General features: G+C 64.3%; 23 protein-coding genes. 10 read left to right on the top strand and 13 right to left on the bottom strand.

The window, feature by feature from the left end; genetic code table 11:
- The first annotated feature begins 7 nt into the window (after positions 1-7).
- The 5 genes from QN397_RS12365 to QN397_RS12385 all read left to right on the top strand — a co-directional run bounded on the left by QN397_RS12365 (position 8) and on the right by QN397_RS12385 (position 4,414).
- The gene (locus tag QN397_RS12365; protein ID WP_187051048.1) at positions 8-910 is read left to right on the top strand and encodes an AAA family ATPase; all 903 of its coding nucleotides are present in this window, start codon (positions 8-10) and stop codon (positions 908-910) included.
- Positions 907-2,163 (top strand): vWA domain-containing protein, encoded by a 1,257-nt coding sequence (locus QN397_RS12370; RefSeq protein WP_323500992.1) that lies wholly within the window; start codon positions 907-909, stop codon positions 2,161-2,163. Before QN397_RS12365 ends, QN397_RS12370 begins: the two co-directional genes overlap by 4 nt.
- A gap of 31 nt (positions 2,164-2,194) precedes the next feature.
- On the top strand, positions 2,195-2,869 hold the full coding sequence (locus QN397_RS12375; RefSeq protein ID WP_323500993.1) for a carbon monoxide dehydrogenase subunit G: 675 nt from the start codon (positions 2,195-2,197) through the stop codon (positions 2,867-2,869).
- 23 nt (positions 2,870-2,892) lie between these two features.
- Positions 2,893-3,903, top strand: coding sequence for an XdhC family protein (locus QN397_RS12380; protein WP_323497399.1), 1,011 nt, complete (start codon positions 2,893-2,895; stop codon positions 3,901-3,903).
- A gap of 91 nt (positions 3,904-3,994) precedes the next feature.
- On the top strand, positions 3,995-4,414 hold the full coding sequence (locus tag QN397_RS12385; RefSeq protein ID WP_323501019.1) for an Lrp/AsnC family transcriptional regulator: 420 nt from the start codon (positions 3,995-3,997) through the stop codon (positions 4,412-4,414).
- Between the two features lie 67 nt (positions 4,415-4,481).
- Here the strand turns inward: QN397_RS12385 and QN397_RS12390 are convergent, their stop codons facing one another.
- Complete coding sequence (locus QN397_RS12390; RefSeq protein WP_323500994.1) at positions 4,482-4,691, bottom strand: tripartite tricarboxylate transporter substrate-binding protein; 210 nt, start codon at positions 4,689-4,691, stop codon at positions 4,482-4,484.
- A 153-nt stretch (positions 4,692-4,844) separates the two neighbouring features.
- On the opposite strand from QN397_RS12390, the gene QN397_RS12395 reads away from it, so the two are divergent.
- Entirely contained in the window at positions 4,845-5,090 is a 246-nt protein-coding gene (locus QN397_RS12395) for a hypothetical protein (protein ID WP_323497397.1), read from the top strand.
- On the opposite strand, the gene QN397_RS12400 is transcribed toward QN397_RS12395, so the two are convergent.
- The 7 genes from QN397_RS12400 to QN397_RS12430 all read right to left on the bottom strand — a co-directional run bounded on the left by QN397_RS12400 (position 5,087) and on the right by QN397_RS12430 (position 12,873).
- Positions 5,087-5,785: a DUF2894 domain-containing protein gene (locus tag QN397_RS12400; protein WP_323500995.1), complete on the bottom strand. Its 699-nt coding sequence runs from the start codon at positions 5,783-5,785 to the stop codon at positions 5,087-5,089. The genes QN397_RS12395 and QN397_RS12400 overlap by 4 nt on opposite strands.
- Positions 5,778-6,452 carry an OmpA family protein gene (locus QN397_RS12405; RefSeq protein ID WP_323497395.1) on the bottom strand — a complete coding sequence of 225 codons (675 nt, stop codon included), beginning with the start codon at positions 6,450-6,452 and terminating at the stop codon, positions 5,778-5,780. Before QN397_RS12405 ends, QN397_RS12400 begins: the two co-directional genes overlap by 8 nt.
- A complete protein-coding gene (locus QN397_RS12410; protein WP_323500996.1) occupies positions 6,452-8,377 on the bottom strand; it encodes a DUF802 domain-containing protein in 1,926 nt (641 codons plus the stop codon). The genes QN397_RS12405 and QN397_RS12410 overlap by 1 nt, the downstream gene beginning before the upstream one ends.
- 9 nt (positions 8,378-8,386) lie before the next feature.
- Positions 8,387-9,052, bottom strand: a complete 666-nt coding sequence (locus tag QN397_RS12415) for a DUF3348 domain-containing protein (protein WP_323500997.1) — start codon at positions 9,050-9,052, stop codon at positions 8,387-8,389.
- 112 nt (positions 9,053-9,164) lie between these two features.
- Entirely contained in the window at positions 9,165-11,018 is a 1,854-nt protein-coding gene (locus QN397_RS12420) for an IlvD/Edd family dehydratase (protein WP_323497392.1), read from the bottom strand.
- Positions 11,015-12,034, bottom strand: a complete 1,020-nt coding sequence (gene denD, locus QN397_RS12425) for a D-erythronate dehydrogenase (protein ID WP_323500998.1) — start codon at positions 12,032-12,034, stop codon at positions 11,015-11,017. The genes QN397_RS12420 and denD overlap by 4 nt, the downstream gene beginning before the upstream one ends.
- Positions 12,031-12,873 (bottom strand): FadR/GntR family transcriptional regulator, encoded by an 843-nt coding sequence (locus QN397_RS12430; protein ID WP_323497390.1) that lies wholly within the window; start codon positions 12,871-12,873, stop codon positions 12,031-12,033. The genes denD and QN397_RS12430 overlap by 4 nt, the downstream gene beginning before the upstream one ends.
- Before the next feature lie 154 nt (positions 12,874-13,027).
- On the opposite strand from QN397_RS12430, the gene QN397_RS12435 reads away from it, so the two are divergent.
- From QN397_RS12435 to QN397_RS12450, 4 genes are all read left to right on the top strand, one after another.
- Positions 13,028-14,101: a sn-glycerol-3-phosphate ABC transporter ATP-binding protein UgpC gene (locus QN397_RS12435; RefSeq protein WP_323497389.1), complete on the top strand. Its 1,074-nt coding sequence runs from the start codon at positions 13,028-13,030 to the stop codon at positions 14,099-14,101.
- 37 nt (positions 14,102-14,138) lie between these two features.
- Positions 14,139-15,467: an ABC transporter substrate-binding protein gene (locus QN397_RS12440; protein WP_323497388.1), complete on the top strand. Its 1,329-nt coding sequence runs from the start codon at positions 14,139-14,141 to the stop codon at positions 15,465-15,467.
- Positions 15,468-15,588: 121 nt separating this feature from the next.
- A complete protein-coding gene (locus QN397_RS12445) occupies positions 15,589-16,491 on the top strand; it encodes a sugar ABC transporter permease (RefSeq protein ID WP_323497446.1) in 903 nt (300 codons plus the stop codon).
- Positions 16,488-17,366 carry a carbohydrate ABC transporter permease gene (locus tag QN397_RS12450; protein ID WP_323497387.1) on the top strand — a complete coding sequence of 293 codons (879 nt, stop codon included), beginning with the start codon at positions 16,488-16,490 and terminating at the stop codon, positions 17,364-17,366. The genes QN397_RS12445 and QN397_RS12450 overlap by 4 nt, the downstream gene beginning before the upstream one ends.
- Positions 17,367-17,413: 47 nt before the next feature.
- Here QN397_RS12450 and QN397_RS12455 read toward each other — a convergent pair whose 3' ends face one another.
- Genes QN397_RS12455 through QN397_RS12475 form a run of 5 tightly spaced genes read right to left on the bottom strand, consistent with a single transcriptional unit; the run spans position 17,414 to position 20,594 of the window.
- Positions 17,414-17,779: a hypothetical protein gene (locus QN397_RS12455; RefSeq protein WP_323500999.1), complete on the bottom strand. Its 366-nt coding sequence runs from the start codon at positions 17,777-17,779 to the stop codon at positions 17,414-17,416.
- 10 nt (positions 17,780-17,789) lie between these two features.
- Positions 17,790-18,149, bottom strand: coding sequence for a monovalent cation/H(+) antiporter subunit G (mnhG, locus tag QN397_RS12460; protein ID WP_323497385.1), 360 nt, complete (start codon positions 18,147-18,149; stop codon positions 17,790-17,792).
- Positions 18,146-18,424 carry a K+/H+ antiporter subunit F gene (locus QN397_RS12465; RefSeq protein WP_187051061.1) on the bottom strand — a complete coding sequence of 93 codons (279 nt, stop codon included), beginning with the start codon at positions 18,422-18,424 and terminating at the stop codon, positions 18,146-18,148. Before QN397_RS12465 ends, mnhG begins: the two co-directional genes overlap by 4 nt.
- Positions 18,421-18,912 carry a Na+/H+ antiporter subunit E gene (locus QN397_RS12470; protein WP_323501000.1) on the bottom strand — a complete coding sequence of 164 codons (492 nt, stop codon included), beginning with the start codon at positions 18,910-18,912 and terminating at the stop codon, positions 18,421-18,423. The genes QN397_RS12465 and QN397_RS12470 overlap by 4 nt, the downstream gene beginning before the upstream one ends.
- On the bottom strand, positions 18,909-20,594 hold the full coding sequence (locus tag QN397_RS12475; RefSeq protein WP_323501020.1) for a monovalent cation/H+ antiporter subunit D: 1,686 nt from the start codon (positions 20,592-20,594) through the stop codon (positions 18,909-18,911). The genes QN397_RS12470 and QN397_RS12475 overlap by 4 nt, the downstream gene beginning before the upstream one ends.
- Positions 20,595-20,605 lie beyond the last annotated feature (11 nt).

Raw genomic sequence — 20,605 nt, forward strand, 5'->3', positions numbered from 1 at the left:
CTTCGGGATGACGTTTCCCACCATCGACGCGGTCGTCGAAGGCCTGCGTCTCGCGGGCTACTACGCCGACCGCCGCCTTGCGACTGCTGTATTCCTCGCGCTCAAATTACAGCGGCCCTTGCTGCTCGAAGGCGAGCCCGGCGTCGGCAAGACCGAACTTGCCAAGGCGCTGTCGAAAGCGTTGCAGCGCGAGCTGCTGCGCCTGCAGTGCTACGACGGCCTGGAGCAACGCGAGGCGCTCTACGAATGGAACTATGCCGCGCAACTGCTGCACATGCGTGCAGCCGAAGCCTCCGGCGCTGCGCGGGATGTGGAGGCGGAGGTCTATCAGCCTCACTACCTCATCCGCCGTCCGCTGCTGCAGGCACTGCAAACGCCCGCGCCCGGCGCGGTGCTGCTGATCGACGAGGTCGACCGCGCGGACGAACCGTTCGAAGCCTTCCTGCTCGAGTACCTCGGCGAATACCAGGTCAGCATTCCGGAGCTGGGCACCATCCGGGCCGTGGTGCCGCCCATCACCCTGCTCACCAGCAATCGGACGCGCGAGCTCAATGACGCGGTCAAGCGGCGCTGCCTCTATCACTGGCTCGACTATCCCGATCGCGACCGTGAACTGGCGATCGTGCGCAGTCAGGTTCCCGAGGCGGGCCAAGCGCTGTCGGCGCAGGTCGCAGCCTTCATGGGAAAACTGCGCAGCGCACCGTTCGTCAATGCTTTCCAGCGGGCGCCTGGCATCGCCGAAAGCGTGGAGTGGGCACGGGCGCTGATCGCCCTCGACACAATCGAACTCGACCCGGAAGTGGTGATCGACACCGCCGGGATCCTGTTCAAGCAACGCGATGACGTGGCGGCCCTCACGCACACCCTGGCAACCGAACTGCTGCTCCCGGAAAAAGAGCCGACGTCATGATTCCGGGCGGTCGTGCGGGTACGGCGGGCACTGCAGGCACGGAGAGCACGAGCCGCCGGATTCCGCAGCTCGGCGATGCGCGCAGCGGCAAGCTCGCCGGCAACATCGTCGCGTTTGGGCGAGCCTTGCGGCGCGCTGGCGTGCGAACCGACGCCATGCGCATCGGCCTGGCGACTGAAGCGGTCGGGCTGGTCGGCGTCGACGAGCGGGCCGATGTGTGTGCTGCCATGGAAGCTGTCATGGTCAGTCGCGAGCAAGACCGCATGGTGTTTCGCGAGCTGTTCGATGCCTGGTTTCGCGATCCTGAGCTGGCCAACAAGCTGCTGGCGCAGATGTTGCCGAGCGCCGAGGGCAAAGCCGAACCTTCGAAGCGGCGTCCTCGCGTTCGCGAGGCGCTGACGGCGCCGCGCGAACCCAGCAAGGCCGCGCAAACCGAACGCGAAGTCGACTTCGACGCGGCCATGACCGCCAGCGACCGCGACCTGCTCAAGCACGCCGACTTCAATGCGCTCGGCGCTTCCGAATACCGACTGGTCGAGCGGCTTGCGCGCGACATCTCTCTTCCTGTGCCTACGGTACGTTCGCGGCGGCTGCGCGTGGCAAGCGGTGCTGCCCAGCACGCACGCATGCACTGGCCCGGCGTGCTTCAGGAGGCTGCGCGCACAGGCGGCGAAATGCTGCGGCTTCCGCGCATGGCATGCCGCGAACAGCCGCTGCCGTTGCTCGTGCTGGTCGACGTGTCAGGGTCGATGGAGCGCTATGCCCGCCTGTTGCTTGCCTTCCTGCATGCGTCGACCCGGCGGGCCGGCCGGCGCGACGTCTTCGCTTTCGGCACGCACCTGACCGATCTCACGCCCGCCTTTCGACTGGCCGACACCGACGAGATGCTGGGCGCTGCGAGCCTGGCGATCGACGACTTCGCGGGCGGCACGCGGCTCGGCGATTCCCTCGCCACCCTGCGCCGGCTGCATGCGCGCCGGCTGACCGGCCGCCGCACGCTGGTGCTGGTCATCAGCGACGGGCTCGACACCGGCGAACCTCATGTGCTCGAAGACGAATTGCTCTGGCTCAGGCGACACTCACGGCGCCTCCTGTGGCTCAACCCGTTGCTGCGCTTCGACGGTTACGCTCCGCTGGCGCGCGGGGCCACGGTGCTGCACCGCCATGCGGATGCGATGCTGGCAGTCCACAATCTCGGCGCACTGGAGGAACTGGCCGCCAGTCTCGCCAAACTGATGCGTTCGGGCCGTTAGCGCCCGACTGCGAACAACGAAAGGGAATCACATGGAAATGCTCGGCAACCGACACCTCGGCATCACGCAGCAACAGGCCTGGGAAGCGCTCAACGACCCGGAGACGCTGAAGAAGTGCATCCCCGGCTGCGACAAGTTCGAGCTGACCGGCGACAACACCTACAGCGTGGCATTGGCCCTCAAGATTGGCCCGGTTTCGGCCAAGTTTCAGGGCAAGGTCATGCTGTCGGACATCGTTGCACCGGACGGCTACAAGCTGACCTTCGAGGGGCAGGGCGGCGTGGCCGGCTTTGCCAAGGGCGCGTCGAGTGTCACGCTTCGGCCCTTGCCCAGCACCGATAGGGCAGACACCGAGGGTGCCGGGGTCGTCGAAGCGCAGCCCGGCTGTGAACTGGCGTACACCGTACAAGCCACGGTCGGCGGCAAGATCGCGCAGCTCGGTCAGCGCCTCATCGACGGCGCGGCCAAATCCACGGCCGACGATTTCTTCAAGCGTTTCGAAGCCGAGATGCAGAGCCGCTACGGGCCGCCGCCCGCCGCACAGACCGAAGACGGCGGCACCGCCCCGTCCGCCGAAAAGACGGGCGCAATGGCCGGTTTCATGAAGAAGATCGGGCTCGGAAAGAAGGCCGACAAGGACGCCGCGGCTGCTGCCGACGATGCTCCGAAGGTTGCCCAGGAAGGCGCGCCCGACAGCGCGCCCTGATCACGCGTCCACACGGGTCCAGCATGGAAAACCTCGACGTCATGGTGCTGCGCACGCTGCTCGACTGGCGCCGCGCCGGCAAACGCGCGCTGCTCACGACCGTCGTGCGCACCTGGGGCTCGTCGCCCCGGCCGGTCGGCTCGATCATGGCGCTGGCCGACGACGGTGCGGTGGTCGGATCGGTCTCGGGCGGCTGCATCGAAGACGACCTGATCGCGCGCTACAGCCGATCGCATGGCGCGGCCCAAGAGATCCCCAGCGGCGCGCCCTCGCTCGTCAAATACGGCATCACGGCCGATGAGGCGCATCGCTTCGGCTTGCCGTGCGGCGGCACGCTCGAGCTGCTGCTCGAGTACGACCCCGATGTCGCATCGCTGGAAACGCTCGTCGCTGCGCTCGAATCGGGCAAGCTGATGCAGCGCACCGTTTCGCTGGCAGACGGCGCTGTGCGGCTGGCCGAAGCCACGTCGCCCGACGCACTCATGGTCGACGACAAGGTACTGGTCAATACGTTCGGCCCCGAGTACCGAATGCTGTTGATCGGCGCCGGCCAGCTCGCCGAATACCTAGCGACCATGGCCAAGTTCAGCGGCTTCGCGGTCACGCTGTGCGACCCGCGGATCGAGTACCGGTCGTCGTGGTCGGTGCCAGGCGTCGCCATCACGACCGAGATGCCCGACGACGCGGTGACTGCCTTCAAGCCCGACCGTCGCAGCTGTGTGGTCGCGCTCACGCACGACCCCAAGCTCGATGATCTGGCTTTGCTCGAAGCACTGGAAAGCGATGCTTTCTACGTCGGGGCCATCGGCTCGCGCCGCAACGCCGAGGCGCGGCGCAGCCGCATGATCGAGCACTTCGAGCAGACGGCCGAATCGCTGGCGCGCCTGCGCGGCCCGATCGGCATCTACATCGGCAGCAAGACGCCGCCGGAGATTGCGGTAAGCGTCATGGGCGAAATCCTCGCGGTCAAGAACGCGGTCACTCTGCCGCGTGAGACCGACGTGGCGCTGGCGAAGGCGCTGCACGGCGATTGAGCGCGGCGACTGAACGCTGCCGGTGCGGAAGGCGCGCAGTGCGTGAGCCGGCAGCCGGTTCACGCCGCCGGGCGATACTCTGCCCATGGCCATGGACGACACCGATCGCAAACTGATTTCACTGTTGCGCAGGGATGCGCGCATGACTGCCGCGGCGCTGGCTGCGAAGCTCGGCGTCTCGCGCGGCACCATTGCTAACCGCTTGCGCAAGCTCGAAGACGAGCAAGTGATCGTCGGCTATTCAGTGCGGCTCAGGCCCGACGCCGCGCCCGCCACCATCAAGGCCTGGATGAGCGTGGTGGTCGAAGGCAACCAGACCCGCGCGGTCATCGCCGCGCTGCTCGGCGAGCCGGCCGTCGAGGCGCTGCACGACACCAACGGGCGCTGGGATCTGCTGGCCGAGTTGCGCGCCGAGAGCATGGCCGAGCTGTCGAATGTGCTGGAACGGGTGCGGCTGATCAAGGGGATCCGCAACACCGAGACGAGCATTTTGCTGGCGACCTACCGCTGAGGCCGAGCAGCAGAGCGCGGCCCAGCAGGGCTGGACCGGCTGCAGGTTGAGGTGGCCTACGGTGCGTCTATTCGATCGTCGCGCCAGATGCTTTGACGATGCCCTTCCACTTGGCGTAGTCCTCGTTCACCATCTTCGAAAATTGCTGCGACGACATCGGCAGCGGCTCGGCGCCTTGCCCCTGCAGAACAGCCTTCATTTCGGGCGTGGCGAGCAGTTCGTCGACCCTGCGGTTGATCAGGTCGACCACGCTTTGCGGCGTGCGCGGTGATGGCATCTTCTTTCGCAACGCTCTTCGTTGTAGGGCCAGGCGTACCCGGCCGTAGGACCGAGGCGGCTTTGCACCGCACTTCCCGCAGATGTGAACTTTGCACTCCCCGCGAATGTCGTCCGCCGTGCCCAATGGCTTCAAACCAACTGGAGCTTGAACATGAGCAAGACGCTCGATCTGATTGTTGAAGAGACGATTCCCGGACATTTTTTCTGGACGCTGGTGCGGCGCGCACCGGCCAAAGAGACTCCCTTTGTCGTCGACTTTGCCATGGGCCCGTTGCCCAGCAAGAAGGCCGCCATCGCTGCCGGCAATGCCGCGATGCAAAGAGCCAGCGCGGCCAGCGGAGCCGGTCAGTCCGCATGGAGCGGAAACTACGCGGAGACTGTTCCCGCGAATCTTTAGATGCTGCCTTTGGACTCGCGAGAGCTTTTGCGCGCAGGCTTCTTCTGAACCGCGTCGCGCTGCGTACTCGCACTCGACACCGCAGCAACGGCATTCGCATCGTCGAGCCACAACAACGCGTCGACATGCGACATGAAGTGGCTGAGGTAGCCCGGCGAAAGATCGCGCATCGACTTGAGTGCCTGGTGCACCAGATGGTGCGAGTTGAGGGGACCTGGATTGTCCGGCACCGTCGCGTGAGATTGGGACAAATGGCGCTCGGCGCTGAGCTTCGACCATGTGCTTCTGAAGTACTTGAGCGCGCGCGTCATCGAGCCCTCGATGGCGCCATCGTCACCGTTCGCCCTCGGTGCGAGTTGACCGGCCAGTTCTGCAAGCGCGCTGCGAACCGCGGAACCTGTACCTGGGGCGCCCGGCAGGCCGGGCAGTTCGCCTGCAACATCGCTTTTTGCCTGCTCCGCATCTCTGGCAAGTCTCGCTCTTTCGACGTCCACGCTGTAAGCAGACAACAGTTGCGCCAGCCTGTCGTCGAGGATGCGGCGCGCTGCCCCTTGCTGCAGCAAAGCTCGCCGCGCAAGTACCTCGATGAAGCCGAAGCGCACGGGGTCAATACGGTGATCGCCACGCGCGCGCAACGCGTCGAGCGTCGCGCCGTGGTCCACGCCGGCATCGCTCGCGACGACGCCCTTACTCACGGACCTTTGCAGTGCCAGTGGCTGCATTGTTGGCACCAGAAGGCCGCGGTGTCGGCGCCATCTCGACGCGCCGATTTTTTGAGCGTCCATCCGCATCGGCGTTCGATGCCACGGCCTGCTCGGCGCCGAAAGCCGCGGCAAAGACCGAGGCTGCCGGAAGACCTTCTTCGATCAGCGTGCGGGTCACCGTCAATGCCCGTTGCGCCGACAGCTCCCAGTTGTCCGCGAACTGTCGATTGCCGCCGCGCACCTGCCGGTCGTCGGTGAAGCCGCTCACCATCAGGATCTCGTCGCGTGACTGCAGGTAGGCCGCCAGCGGTGTGGTCAGGCTCTTCAGCAGTTGCCGGCCTTCGGGTTGCAGCTCAGCCGAGTTGAGCGCGAACAGCACATTGCCGCTGATGCCGATGCGCCCGTTGTTGAGCGTCACGCGGCCCGCAGCCAAGGGCCCGGCCAGCGCCTTTTCCAAGGTCTCGCGGCGCTGCGACTCCGCTTGCCGTTGCTTGACCTCGGCTTCGAGCTTGGTCGCGAGTTCCAGTTGCATGCCGAGCACGCACACCAGGATGAGCACGAAGGCGCCGAGCAGTCCCGACATCAGGTCGCCGAAGACAGCCCAGATCGGCACGCTCGATTCGAGCCCGCCGTCGCTGTCTTCGGAAAGTTCGTTCATCACGCTTCGCTGCCCACGAGCGAGCGCTGATCTGCGAGCCGCTGCAGGTCTTCGACGATCTGCCTTTGCGACAGCATGCTGAGGTCGATGACCTCCCTGGCCTGCGCCACGTAGTAGGCAAGTTGTTCATCGCTGCGCACCATCGATTTGCCGAGCGCGCCTTCGATGCGTTGCAGTTGGGCACCCAGCTTGTCGTTCGACTGGCTGAAGAGCTGCACAGCGTGACCGAAGGCTTCGCCCAGGCTCGCCACTTCGACCGCGCTGCCGGTGAGTTGCGCGCTGACGCCCGCCATCTTTTCGGATTCGGCGTCGACCTTGGCGGTGAACTGCGTGCCGGCACGCGCCAGCAAATCCGCCGACGTTGTAACCAGCGCATCGATGGCCGCGCGCTGTTCGGTGGAGGCGTGGTTGACGCTGTCGAGCACGGTCGAGAGTGTGCCGAGGATGCGGGCGCGCTCCTCGAGCAGCGCGTTGTCGCCGACCATGCTGTCCGACAGCTTCTGCCTGAGTTCGGCAATGACCTCGGCCGCCGCACGGGGCGCTTCCGAAGCCGTCTGTACCAGCTGTGCGACCTCGGCGATGGTGTTCTTCGCGTGTGCCTCGGTCTGGGCCGACAGGTCGCTCGCGGTGCGCTCCAGCGTCTTCACGATCTCTTGCTGCAAGCTGGCGGCCTGCGTGCCGGTCTGCTGCCATTCGTGCAGCAGCGACCCGGCGATCGAGCCCAGTGCTTCGGTCCACGACGCCAGACGTTGCTGGTCTTGCGATGCGATCTTGTTCTGCAAATCTCCATGCGCTTCGCCCAATGAATGCACGAGCGATGTCGCGCGTTGCTCGAAGGTTTCTGCGAACCGATCGAGCGAGGTGCCCAGGTCTTCGGCCAACGATTGGCTGGTACGGCGGTGTTCGGCCAGCGCGGTGTTCCAGAGATTGCCCATGTTCGCCGTGCTGGCCTCGAAGCGGGTCGACAGCCCATCGAGTTGCTGCTGCGCTGCCTGCGCGACGTGGGTGTGCAGAGCGGCCGTCTCTTTGGCGATGCTGGCCATCGTGGCCTCGACCACAGGTTGAATCGTCGCGCCGGCGATGCGGGCGCTTTCGGTCAGGCTTTCTTTCAGCGATTCGCCGACGGCCGACGCCAAGCTCGCGTAAGCGGACTCGGCCTGCCCATGAAAACTGTCTTGCCCAGCGACGAGCTTCTCGTTCAGCGCCTGACTCTGCTTTTCCATCGCGGCCATCATGGATTGCAGACGGTCGGCCAGTTCAGGCATTACCTCGGCCTGGCGTTGAAGCAGCTTGAACGATTCTTCGCGCCGGTGCGCACTCGAAAAGACACGCAAGGTCGTCGCGATCTTGGTGTCGAGCAACTGCGCAACCTGCAGCCGGTCGCGTCGGCACAGAGCGGAAACCAGGCCCAGCATGGCCGATGCCGCAACACCCGCGAGCGATGTTCCGAAAGCCAGGCCCAGTCCCTTGACCGGCGCAGCCAGCGACGAGCGGATCGACAGCAGGTCCGATGCGCTTTCGAGTGCGGTGCCGGTGCCGTTCAGCGTGACGACCATGCCCAGGAAAGTACCGAGCATGCCGAGCAGCACCAGCAGGCCTGCGAGGTACGGCGTCAGCGTCGGGCCAGGCAGGCCAACGCGCTCGCCTTCAATGCGCAGACGCACCGAGTTCTGCAACGAAGCGGGAAGCTGGCCGAGCCATGCGGCAAGGCCAGCCGGCGATTCGGATGTGCCCGTCACCGCGCGTGCCAGCGTGGACGTCGCCTGATCGAAGCGGTACAGCTCCAGCCCGCCCATCACATAAAACCCGCCGATGATCAGCGTCATCACCAGCGCCAGCGGGCTCACGCCGATGTAGCCGATGCCGACCCAGCAGATGGCTGCCAAGCCGAGGAAAAACGCTGTGAAGTGAAGTGATCTGCTCATGGCATCCCGTTATGTCTCTCGAAGGGCTTCGAGCAGCCCTTCGACTGGTTGCAATCGAATCTCCAGCTCGGCGAGCAACACGCTTTGCATGTCCTTGACGAATGCGTCTCGCCACGCTTCAGGCTCGCCATGCGCCAGGCGCTTGAAATACTTCTCGAGCAAGCCCGGCACCGTCGCCAGCAAACGTTGCTCATGCACGGCCAGCGCTCGCTCCATCACCGCATCCAGCGCGGCGAGCTGCACCATGGCCGGTGATTTGCTCGCCAACGCCACGCGCACACGCCTGCGCAGGCCGGCGATATTCGTCTCCATAGCCTGTTGTCGGGCAATGTAGCGCCTGCGATAAGGCGCGAAGTCGGTGGTCGTGCCCGTTGCCGCGTTGCGGGAAGGCGCGAGGTCTCCGTTGATCGCGGTGACCAGCACGGCCCGCACGCGTGCGCATTCGGCTTCTTCGGTGCTCGATGCCGCGAGGGGATTGCGCAGGCGCAACGGTGCATTCGACACCTCGCCGCTCAACACCGAAGAGAGCGTGATCGCGTCGGTCCAGCCGAGCCACTGACTCAATCGGTCTGCGAAAGACCGTTTGGAGTCGGCGACGTCGATGTCCGTCAGTCGGGCGAGGAGGCGAACGAGTGTCGACCCGCTGAAGCCTGCACGCCGGGGCACTTGCACCATACCGTCCAGAGCGAAAAACCACGCAGTCTACACGGGGCAAACACGGGGAAAGGCGACGGAAAAGGTGTAGGGAAACCGGGACCTTAGGCCGTCGGCACCGTGCCTTCGCCGATCAATGGTTATCGCGCGGCACTCCGAAGGTCGCATGGATCTTCTGGTACTTAACAGCCGGCTTCAGCACCATGCCTTCGGACAGCTCGCCGACGATGTTGCGTTGGATCTCCTGCCAAGGCGTCTGGCTCGCCGGGTACTTGTAGCCGCCGGCCGCTTCGAGCGCGGCGCGGCGCCTGGCGATTTCTTCGTCGCTCACCAGCATGTTCGCGGTGCGCTTTTTCAGGTCGATGCGCACGCGGTCGCCGGTTTTCAGTAATGCCAGGTTGCCTCCGGTCGCAGCTTCGGGCGAGGCGTTGAGGATCGACGGTGAACCGGACGTGCCCGACTGCCGGCCATCGCCGATACAGGCCAGCGCGGTCACGCCCTTCTTCAGCAGGTAGTCGGGTGCGCGCATGTTGACGACCTCGGCCGCGCCGGGGTAGCCGACCGGGCCGACACCGCGCATGAACAACACGGTGTGCTCGTTCAGCTTCATCTTCGGATCGTCGATGCGGTGGTGGTAGTCCTCCGGGCCATCGAATACCGCAGCCAGCCCTTCGAACGCCATCGGGTCAGCGGCGTTTTCAAGGTAGCGCGTGCGGAATTCCGGTGTGATCACGCTGGTCTTCATGATGGCCGAGTCGAACAGGTTGCCCCTGAAATGCAGGAAACCAGCGTCCTTTTTCATGGGCTTGGCGTACGGGAAGATCACGTCGCGGTCGTCGGTGAAACGGCCTTCGCAGTTCTCTACGATGGTCTTGCCGTTGGCCGTCATCGCGGGTTTGATCTTGCCCTTGGCGATGAGCTCGGCCACCACGGCAGGCACGCCGCCAGCGCGGTAATAGTCTTCGCCCAGGTATTCGCCGGCTGGCTGCAGGTTGACCAGCAGCGGCACCTTGTAGCCGATCTTTTCCCAGTCGTCGTTGTCCAGCTTCACACCGATGTGCTTGGCGATGGCGTTGAGGTGAATCGGCGCGTTGGTCGATCCGCCGATGGCCGAGTTGACGACGATGGCGTTTTCGAAGGCTTCGCGCGTCAGGATGTCCGACGGCTTCAGGTCCTCGCGCACCATTTCGACGATGCGCTTGCCGGTCAGGTAGGCCATCTCCTGCCGGTCGCGGTAGGGCGCCGGAATCGCCGCGCTGCCGGGCAAGGTCATGCCGAGTGCCTCGGCCAGCGAGTTCATCGTCGATGCCGTGCCCATCGTGTTGCAGTGGCCAGTCGATGGGGCCGACGACGCGACCAGCTTCAGGAACTCCTGGTAGCCGATCTCACCGGCGGCCATCAGCTCCCGCGCTTTCCAGACGATGGTGCCGGAGCCGGTGCGCTCGCCCTTGTACCAGCCGTTCAGCATCGGGCCGGAGTTGAGTGCGATGGCCGGAATGTCGACTGTGGCGGCCGCCATCAGCTGCGCCGGTGTCGTCTTGTCGCATCCGGTGGTAAGTACGCAACCATCGATAGGGTAGCCGTAGAGCACCTCGATGAGCGAGAGGTATTGCAGGTTGCGGTCGAGCGATGCGGTCGGGCGCTTGCAGGTTTCCTGGATCGGATGGATCGGAAACTCGAACGCGATGCCGCCCGCGTCGCGGATGCCTTCGCGCACGCGCTCGGCCAGCACGATGTGGTGGCGGTTGCACGGTGCGATGTCAGAGCCGGTCTGGGCGATGCCGATGATCGGCCGGCCCGACTGCAGCTCGTCGAAGCTCAGGCCGAAGTTCATCGTGCGCTCGATGTAGAGCGCCGTCATGTCGGCGTTGTCGGGGTTGTCGAACCACGATTGCGAGCGCAGGCGCTGCGGGCTGGTGCGCGGCTTCTTGGGCGTGCTCTTGGGGTTGCTCTTTGGGTCGCTTTTGGGCGTGGAGGCTTTCGTCATCGTTTCATCCCCTTGAGGGTTTCTTGTGCGGTCGGCAAGGCGGAGCAGTCATCGATGTACTGCTGAATCATTTCGGAAAAATTTTCGTGCGGCAGCAAGCCGAGGCCGGCAGCGCGCGCAGCGGTTGCGCCGCTCGGCCAGTTGGCCACGATGCCGGCAACGCGCTCGTCGCGCTCGAAGCGCACCAGCGCGCGCACCGACTTGCCGGCCACCTGTTCGAGCGCTTCGAGCATGTCGCTCACGCGCACGTTGAGCGCGGGCAAATTGAGTGCGAGCCGGCCACAGAAAGCCTCGCGCGAGGCTTCGTACACGACGATCAGCCCGTCGACCGTGCGCGACGGCGACGACATCGGATGCGACACGTCGGGCGACACCGGACAGATCGACTCGACGCCCGCCAGCGGCTCGCGAATGATGCCGCTGAAGAACGACGATGCCGCCCCGTTCGGCTTGCCAGGGCGTACCGTAACCGTCATCAGGCGCGCCGCGCGGCCGTCGATGTAGCCCTTGCGCGTGTAGTCGGCGATGAGGTGCTCGCAGATCAGCTTTTGCACGCCGTAGGACGTTTGCGGCGCTGGCAGCGTGTCGTCGGCGACCACCTTGGGAAAGGTGATCGCCGGGTCGGGTCCGAACACCGCGACCGAACTGGAGAACACCACGCGCGCCATCTTGCCGCCGTCGTTCACATTGGCGCGCAAGGCATCGAGCAAGGCGCGCGTGCTGTCGAGGTTGGAGCGCAGGCCGAGGTCGAAGTCGGCTTCGCATTCGCCCGACACGGCCGAGGCCAGATGAAACACGCCGTCGAAGGACTCGGTACGCAGCGCATCGGTTTGCGTCAGAAGCGGGCCGGTGCGCGCCTCGACCCGAGGATCGGCAAGCAGGTCGGCTGGCGGCGGTGCGATGTCGGTCAGCACGAGCTTGTCGATACTCTGTCCGGCCAAGGTGCCGCGTCGCAGCAGGGTGCGCGCCAGTCGCGCGCCGAGGAAGCCGCCGCCTCCGGTGATCAGCAATTTCATGGGGTCTCCTTTTGAATGGTTCGTCTCGTCTTGATTTGACGTACTGGGGTCTGACGTGTCGAGACACGCGCCGCGGCACGGCGGCGCTGTCCGGTGATGACGCCGCCTTCGACCAGCCGCTCTTCGCCGCGGATGATGTGTTGCGTCGCGTAGTGCCGCGCGGCGGTGGCGTCGCGACTGGCGATGGCCTCGACCAGTGCCCGATGCTCGTGCTGCACCGCCTGCATGAAGTCGATGCGCCGCGCCTCGTTGCCGCGCGTAATGCGCATGCCTTCGCGCAGGTACTGCTCCAGAAAGCCGAGCAGCAGGCGGAACTGCGGATTGCCGGTCGATTCGCCGATGACCCGATGGAACGCGAGGTCTTCGGCAACGCCGTCGTGGCCGGCCGAGACCGCCGTGTCGATCGCCTTGAGTGCACGACGCAAGGCCGCGATCTGGGGGCGCGTGGCGCGTTCGGCGGCCAGTGCAGCGATCTCGCCTTCGAGCACGCGACGGACCTCGACCACATGCACGACAGCCTGAACCGACTCGAGCACCGCCGGGTCGAACACCAGCGGCCGGTTGACCGGCGTTTGCGCCACGTACACGCCCGAGCCCTGCCGCGAAATGACCAGCGCCTTCGACTTGAGCTGGTGCACTGCCTCTCGCACGACGGTGCGCGAGACGCCGTGCGACTCGGCCAGCTGCTGCTCGGTCGGCAGGCGGTCACCGGGCTGCCACGCGCCCGACTCGATCTGCGAAATCAGGCGCAGCGCGAGCCTGTCCGACAGCCGGTCGGCCACCAGATGGAAGGGCTTTGAAGAGGGAGATGCCTGTGCGGCAGCAGCGGAATGAAGCACGGTTATCAGGTCATCATACAAATTTTCGGGGGTTTTCTCCTACCGGTTTGCCCTGATAGCGATAGACGGCTGCAATGTCGATACTCCGCTGGCTGCAATGCGGAGTCTCCGCATTCTTTAAGTTTGTTCGAGAATTTTTGAGGATTCCATCTGCATGGCCAGCGTCACGATCCAGGGTGTCAAGAAGAACTTCGGTGATGTCCCGATCCTGCACGGCGTCGACATCGACATCAAGGACGGTTCCTTTACCGTGCTGGTCGGCCCTTCGGGCTGCGGCAAGTCGACGTTGCTGCGCATGATCGCGGGGTTGGAGCAAATCAACGGCGGCGAAATTCGCATCGGCGAAAAGCGCGTCAACGACTTGCCACCTAAGGAGCGTGACATCGCGATGGTGTTCCAGAACTACGCGCTGTATCCGCACATGACGGTGCGCGACAACATGGCGTTCTCGCTCGCGCTGGCCAAGGCCGACAAGTCGATCATCGAGTCGAAGGTCAAGCGCGCCGCCGAAATTCTGGCGCTGATTCCGTTGCTTGACCGCTATCCGCGACAACTGTCTGGTGGTCAGCGGCAACGCGTGGCGATGGGTCGCGCCATCGTGCGCGACCCTCAGGTCTTTTTGTTCGACGAACCGCTTTCCAACCTCGATGCCAAGCTGCGCGTCGCGATGCGCAGCGAGATCAAGGAGCTGCATCAGCGCCTGAAGACGACGTCGATCTATGTCACGCACGACCAGATCGAAGCGATGACGATGGGCGACAAGATCGTGGTGATGCGCGATGGCCGCATCGAGCAGACCGGCAGCCCGCTCGAGCTGTATGACCGGCCAGCGAATCAGTTCGTCGCCGGCTTCATCGGGTCGCCGTCGATGAACTTCCTGCCCGGCACGCTGCGCCGTAATTCCGGTGCAGCGCATGTCGAACTGCATGACGGCACGCGGCTCGATGCGCCGTTGCAGGCGGGCGGTGCCGATGGCCAACCTGTCGTCTACGGCACACGGCCCGAGCACCTGTTGCTGGCCGACGCGGGTGGCATCCCTGCGAAGGTCGTGGTGTTGGAGCCCACCGGCATGGACACCTTCGTGTCGTGCCGGCATGAAGGCGCCGAGCTGTCGGCCGTGTTCCGCGAGCGCCACGACTTCGTGCCCGGCACCACGATCCATCTGCAGCCCGACCTGCAGCGCGCACACCTTTTCGATGCAGGCACCGGCGAACGGCTGGTGGCCTGAGTTATCTGTTGACCCCGTTCACACCTAGGAGACATGAATGAGTGACTTCAACCGCCGCAAGTTTCTGGAAAGCTCTGCCGGCGTCGCCGCAGTAGCCACACTCGGCACCGGCACTGCGCTGTTTTCTTCGTCGGCGCAAGCGCAGACGATGACCTTCAAACCCGAAAAAGGCGCCAAGCTGCGCGTTTTGCGCTGGAGCCGTTTCGTGCAGGGCGATATCGACGCCTACATGGCCAACGTCAAGAAATTCACCGAGGTCACGGGTGTCGAGGTGCGCGTCGACAACGAGGGCTGGGAAGACGTGCGTCCCAAGGCGGCAGTGGCGGCCAACACCGGTGCCGGCCCCGACATCATTCTGTCGACCAACGACGATGCCAACCTGTACCCCGACAAGCTGCTCGACGTGACCGACTTGGCCGAATACCTCGGCAAGAAGTACGGCGGCTGGTATCCGGCCGGCGAGGCCTTCATGCGGCCCGACGGCAAGAAGTGGCTGGGCTTGCCGCTCGGCGCTTCGGGCTCGCTCATCGTGTATCGCGAGAGCATGGTCAAGGCAGCCGGGTTCGACACCTTCCCGAAGAACACCGACGACTTCCTGAAACTGTTCAAGGCGCTGAAAGAAAAGGGCACGCCCGGTGGCATGGCGCTCGGCAATGCGACCGGCGACAGCGTATGGACCAACTGGCTGGTCTGGGCATTCGGCGGCAAGTTGGTCGACAAGACCAACAAGGTCGTGATCGACAGCCCGGAGACCATCAAGGCACTGGAGTACAGCAAGGAGCTCTACGCCAACTTCATTCCTGGCACCTTGTCGTGGCTCGACCCGAACAACAACAAGGCTTTTCTCGATGGCCAGATCAGCGTGACCAACAACGGCATCTCGATCTACTACGCCGCCAAGAATTCGCCGGACCCCAAGGTCAAGGAGATGGCCGCCGACATCAACCACGCGGTGTTCCCGATCGGCCCGGTCGGCGTGCCCACCGAGTCGCATCTGTTCTTCAACCAGATGATCATGAAGTACACGAAATTTCCGCAGGCATCTAAGGAGTTCCTGCGATTCATGATGGAAAAAGAACAGTTCGATCCGTGGCTTCAAGGTGGCGGCGGGTATGTCGCGCAGCCCTTGCGCGCTTACGAAGCGAACACGATCTGGAGCTCGGATCCGAAGAACACGCCGTACCGCGATTCGGTGAAGAACCTGCGTCCTGCGGGCTACGACGGCAAGCTGGGTTACGCCTCGGCTGGTGCGGCAGCGGACTTCATCATTCCGAACATGGTGGCTGAAGCCGCCAGCGGCGCCAAGACGCCGAAGGAAGCCGCCGAGCGCGCACAGAAGCGCGCCGAGCGTTACTACAAGCTTTAACCACAAGCTTTACCAGCTCAGAGAAGTCGCCAGATAAATGTCCACACCACGGGTCGTCACTTCATCGTCAGGGGCCAACGGCGGTCGGCTGCAGCCAGCCGCCGCGGCGCGCCCGATGCCTCTGCTCGCAAGGATGCAGAACAGTCGCAACGCGCTCGGCTTCATGTTCATGTTGCCGGCCGCGGTATTGCTGCTGCTGTTCTTGACGTACCCGTTGGGGCTGGGCACCTACCTGGGCTTCACCGATGCCAAGGTCGGTCGCCCCGGCCATTGGGTCGGGCTTGAAAACTACGAGTACCTGTGGGGCGACGCCGTGGTGCGGCTCGCACTTTTCAACACGCTCTTCTACACAGCCGTGGCGAGCGTGTTCAAGTTCATTCTGGGCTTGTGGCTTGCAATTCTTCTTAACAAGAACATCCGCTTCAAGACCTTTTTCCGCGCGGTGATCCTGCTGCCGTATATCGTGCCGACCGCGCTGTCGGCCATCGCGTTCTGGTGGATCTACGACTCGCAGTTTTCCATCATCAGTTGGGCTCTGGTCAGGATGGGGCTGATCGATACGTACATCGACTTTCTCGGTAGCCCGTGGAACGCGCGCATCGCGGTCATCATCGCCAACGTGTGGCGCGGCGTGCCTTTCGTGGCCATCACCTTGCTCGCCGGCCTGCAGACGATTTCGCCTTCGTACTATGAAGCGTCGGCCATCGACGGGGCGACGCCGTGGCAGCAGTTCCGCCACGTGACGATGCCGCTGCTGACGCCCATCATCGCGGTGGTCATGACTTTCTCGGTGCTGTTCACGTTCACCGACTTCCAGTTGATCTACGTCATCACCCGTGGCGGCCCGCTCAACGCGACCCACCTGATGGCGACCCTGTCGTTCCAGCGTGCCATCTCCGGCGGTGCGCTCGGTGAGGGCGCCGCCATTGCCATCGCAATGGTGCCGTTCCTGCTGGCCTGCGTGATGTTCAGTTTCTTCGGCCTCCAACGCCGTGCATGGCAACAAGGCGGAAGCGACAAATGAGCAATCCCAACAACCAGGTCGACACCGTCGGCATGAGTTTTCTGGACTCGTTGCCACGCAAGATGGTGACGGTGTATTTGCCGCTGCTGGTCTTTTTGATCGTGCTGCTGTTCCCGTTCTACTGGATGGCGATCACTTCGGTGAAGCCTGATGCGGAGCTGCTGTCGCGCGACGGCAATCCGTTCTGGGTGATCAAGCCGACCCTCGGGCACTTCTACAAACTGCTGTTCGAAACCTCTTATCCGCAGTGGCTGTGGAACACGGTGCTGGTCTCCGTCGTGTCGACCTTCGTCTCGCTCGCAGCCTCGGTGTTCGCGGCTTACGCCATCGAACGGCTGCGCTTTACCGGCTCCAAGCAGGTCGGCCTGTCGATCTTCTTGGCGTACATGGTGCCGCCGTCGATCCTGTTCATTCCGTTGGCTAATGTGGTGTTCAACCTCGGCCTGTTCGACTCGCGCTGGGCGCTCATCCTTACGTACCCGACCTTCCTGATTCCCTTTTGTACCTGGCTGTTGATGGGTTACTTCAGGTCGATCCCGGCCGAGCTCGAAGAGTGCGCGCTGATCGATGGCGCTAATCGCTGGCAGATCCTGATCAAGATCGTGCTGCCGCTGGCTGTGCCGGGCTTGATCTCGGCCGGCATCTTTGCCTTCACGCTGTCGTGGAACGAGTTCATCTATGCGCTGACATTCATCTCGTCATCCGAGATGAAAACCTTGCCGGTCGGCGTGGTCACAGAGCTGGTGCAGGGCGACGTGTACCAGTGGGGCCCGCTCATGGCCGGTGCGCTGCTCGGCTCGCTGCCGGTGGCTTTTATCTACTCGTTCTTCGTCGAGTACTACGTGTCCGGGATGACGGGGTCGGTGAAGGAATAAGCAAGGAATAAGCGACTCGGAAGCGCCGCGGGGCCATCGGCCTGCGATCAGTACTTGATGGTGATACCGGCCTTCATGCCCTTGTTCTCTTTTCCGTCGGAGTTGACGCCCGCCGAGAAAGACGTGTTGCCACCGGTGCTGCCGCCTACCGAATAGGTTGGACGCGGAGTCGATGTGTCCATGCCGGTGTAGACACCGCTGCCGTCCTTCTGCTGAACGCCGACCGTGGCGCCTTTCGCGTCCATCGAGGTCTCTGTCGACGAAACATTGGGTGCGACGTAGACGCTGCCCTTGTCATCGGTCTGGATCGGGACTTTCGGTGCGTCTTGCGCGAGCGCGGAGGCGTAGCAGGCCATGCCAAGTGGAACCAGCAGGCCAGACAGCCCGAGCCGGGCAATGATCGATTTGCTCATGAGCGCCACCTTAATCGCGTTTCGACGCCGGCGGAACATCGCCCCCTTTTTGTCGCTCTCTGAACAAGGCCGCTCGCATCAAAAATATCGTCGTCACCGGTGCCGTCAGCGCGACGAAAACTGTGATGAGAAGAGCGTGCAAGAACAGGTTGCCGCCCTGCACTGAGAAGTAGACGATCGTCGCGATCGTCATGCACCACACGCCCAGCGTGGCGCCGATGGTGGGCGCATGGATGCGCCGGAAAAAGGTCGGCAGGCGCACCAGCCCGAATGAGCCGATGGCGGCAAAGGCGGCGCCGACCACCACGAACACCGCGGTGACGATCTCTGCCCAAAGCGGCAACGGGCCGCCGAGAAAAGCGTCGTTCATTCGATCACCTCGCCACGCAACAAGAACTTGGCCAACGCCGTCGAGCCGACGAAGCCGAACAGCGCGATCAGCAGCGCCGCCTCGAAGTACACATTGCTCGCGTACACGATGCCGAGCACCAGCATCATCAGCATGCCATTGATGTAGAGACAGTCGAGCGCGGTGATGCGGTCCTGAGCGGTGGGACCGATCGTCAGGCGGGCGAGCGCGCACAGCATCGCGACCGCCAGCAGCAGCAGTGCCAGCTTGAGCGCCCAGAGCAGCACCGGCGTCATGATTCGAAGATCTCCATGAGGGGGCGCTCGTACCTTTGCTGCACTTGCGCGATGAATGCGGCCTCGTCGTCGACATCGAACACGTGGATCAGCAGCACGGAGCTGTCGAACGACAGCTCGGCCCACGCAGTACCGGGCGTCAGGCACAGGATCATCGCCAGCACGGCCAGGCCGTTGGGGTCGCGCATCTGGAGCGGCACCTTGACGAATGCAGAGTGGATGTCTGCGGTGCGGCGCGTGAGCAGCATGCGAGCGACCGTCCATGCCGACACCGACAGGTCGACCATGACGCGCCCGACGAGCATCAGCGCGACGCCGGGCCGTTGCATGCGCACGGTGGCGGGGCGCAGGCTGCGCGTGAGCAGCGGCACCGCGATCGACAGGATGGCGGCTAGCAACAGTGTCGAGAAATCCATCGACTGGTTGAGCAGCAGCCACACGATGAAGAGCGCGAGCGAGAGCGGCGGCGAGGGCAGCCAGCGCTTCATTGCACGACCTCACCAGAAACTGGGCCCGGCGCGGCGGCTGCACGTTTGGGTACTGGATTGGCAACCTGCCTCGCGTTCATCACCGCGTGCCGGTAGGCCGTGGCCGTGCGCAACCCATTGGCGGTTTCGATCGCGTGGTGCATGACCGGGTTGGCGGCAATCGTCCAGGCTGCGGCGGCGACCAGGAGCGCCGCGACGGGCAGCACTTCGAGCGCGGGCAACGAAGGCATGGTCGCGTGCACCTGCGTCCAGAAATGCCGGATACCGGCGCGGCTCAACGCGAGCAACGTCAGGAAGCCCGAGGTGATCAGCAGCACCATGAAGGCGATGCCGGCCGGCGTCACCACGGGTGCATCGAGCAGTCCCGACAGCATCGCGAACTTGCCGACGAAGCCGGAGAGCGGTGGCAAGCCCGCCAGCAACAGCGTGCAGGCCATGAAGCTCAGGCCGAGGAACGCGATGCCGGCCGGAATGGCGCGGCCATAGAGCGCCTGCTGTTCGTCGTCGAGGTTGACGCCGGCGAGCGGCTTCAGATCTTCGGCCAAAAAGGGGGCATTGCCCGATTGCTCGTGCGGCGCGATGCTCACGCCGGCGTTGCGCCAGCGCTCGATCATGTCGATCAGCAGGAAGAACGCGCTGACCGCGAGGGTTGAACTCACCAGGTAGTAGAGCGCACCGGACCACACGGCCGGGTCGCCCAGCCCGACCGCAGCGAGCAGCGTGCCGGCGGAGATGAGCACGCTGTAGCCGGCGAGGTTCGACAGCCGCTGCGTGCCGACGATACCGAGCGCGCCGATGCACAGCGTGACGAGGCCGACACCGATGAGCACGCCCTGGCCGAATTGCGCAGACAGGCCGGTGTCGGGCGCGAAGAGCGTGGTCCACAAACGCAGGATCGTGTAGATGCCGAGCTTGGTGAGCAACGCGAACACCGCACCGACAGGCGATACGGCGGCGCTGTACGCCGGCACCAGCCAGAAGTTGAGCGGCCACGCGCCCGCCTTCGCGAAGAAGGCCGTCGCCAGGATGGCAGCCGCCGCGTGCACCAGGCCGCGATCGGCCGGTGCGATCTGCGCGATGCGCATGCCGAGGTCGGCCATGTTCAGCGTGCCTGTCGCGCCGTAGAGCATCGCTGCGCCGACGAGGAACAGCGACGACGCCGCGAGGTTGATCGCGATGTAATGCAGGCCTGCCTGCACCCGCAAACGGCCAGAGCCGTGCAGCAGCAAGCCGTAGGAAGCCGCCAGCATCACCTCGAAGAACACGAAGAGGTTGAACAGGTCGCCGGTGAGGAACGCGCCATTCAGGCCCATCAACTGCAGTTGCAGCAAGGGATGAAAGTGCACGCCGGCACGGTCCCATCGGGAGGTCGAATAGATCGATGCCGCGAAAGCGATCACGCCGGTGAGTGCCACCATCATGGTGGAGAGCCGGTCAGCCACCAGCACGATGCCGAAGGGCGCCTTCCAGTTACCGGGCAGGTAGACGCCGATGGAGCCCGGCCCGGTGCCGGTGTCGGGTGCGTTGACCCAGCGCAGCAACGCCAGCGCCGCCAGCAGGCCGACCAGGCCGGAGATCACGCTCACCGCGGACTTGAGCCGTCGCTGCTGTTCCCCCAGCAGCAACATGAGCGCGGCGGTGAACATCGGCACCAGGATCGGCACAGCGACCAGGTGCGGCATGCTGAACTCGA

It is taken from the genome of Variovorax sp. RTB1, from assembly GCF_035018765.1.
GTDB lineage: Bacteria > Pseudomonadota > Gammaproteobacteria > Burkholderiales > Burkholderiaceae_C > Variovorax.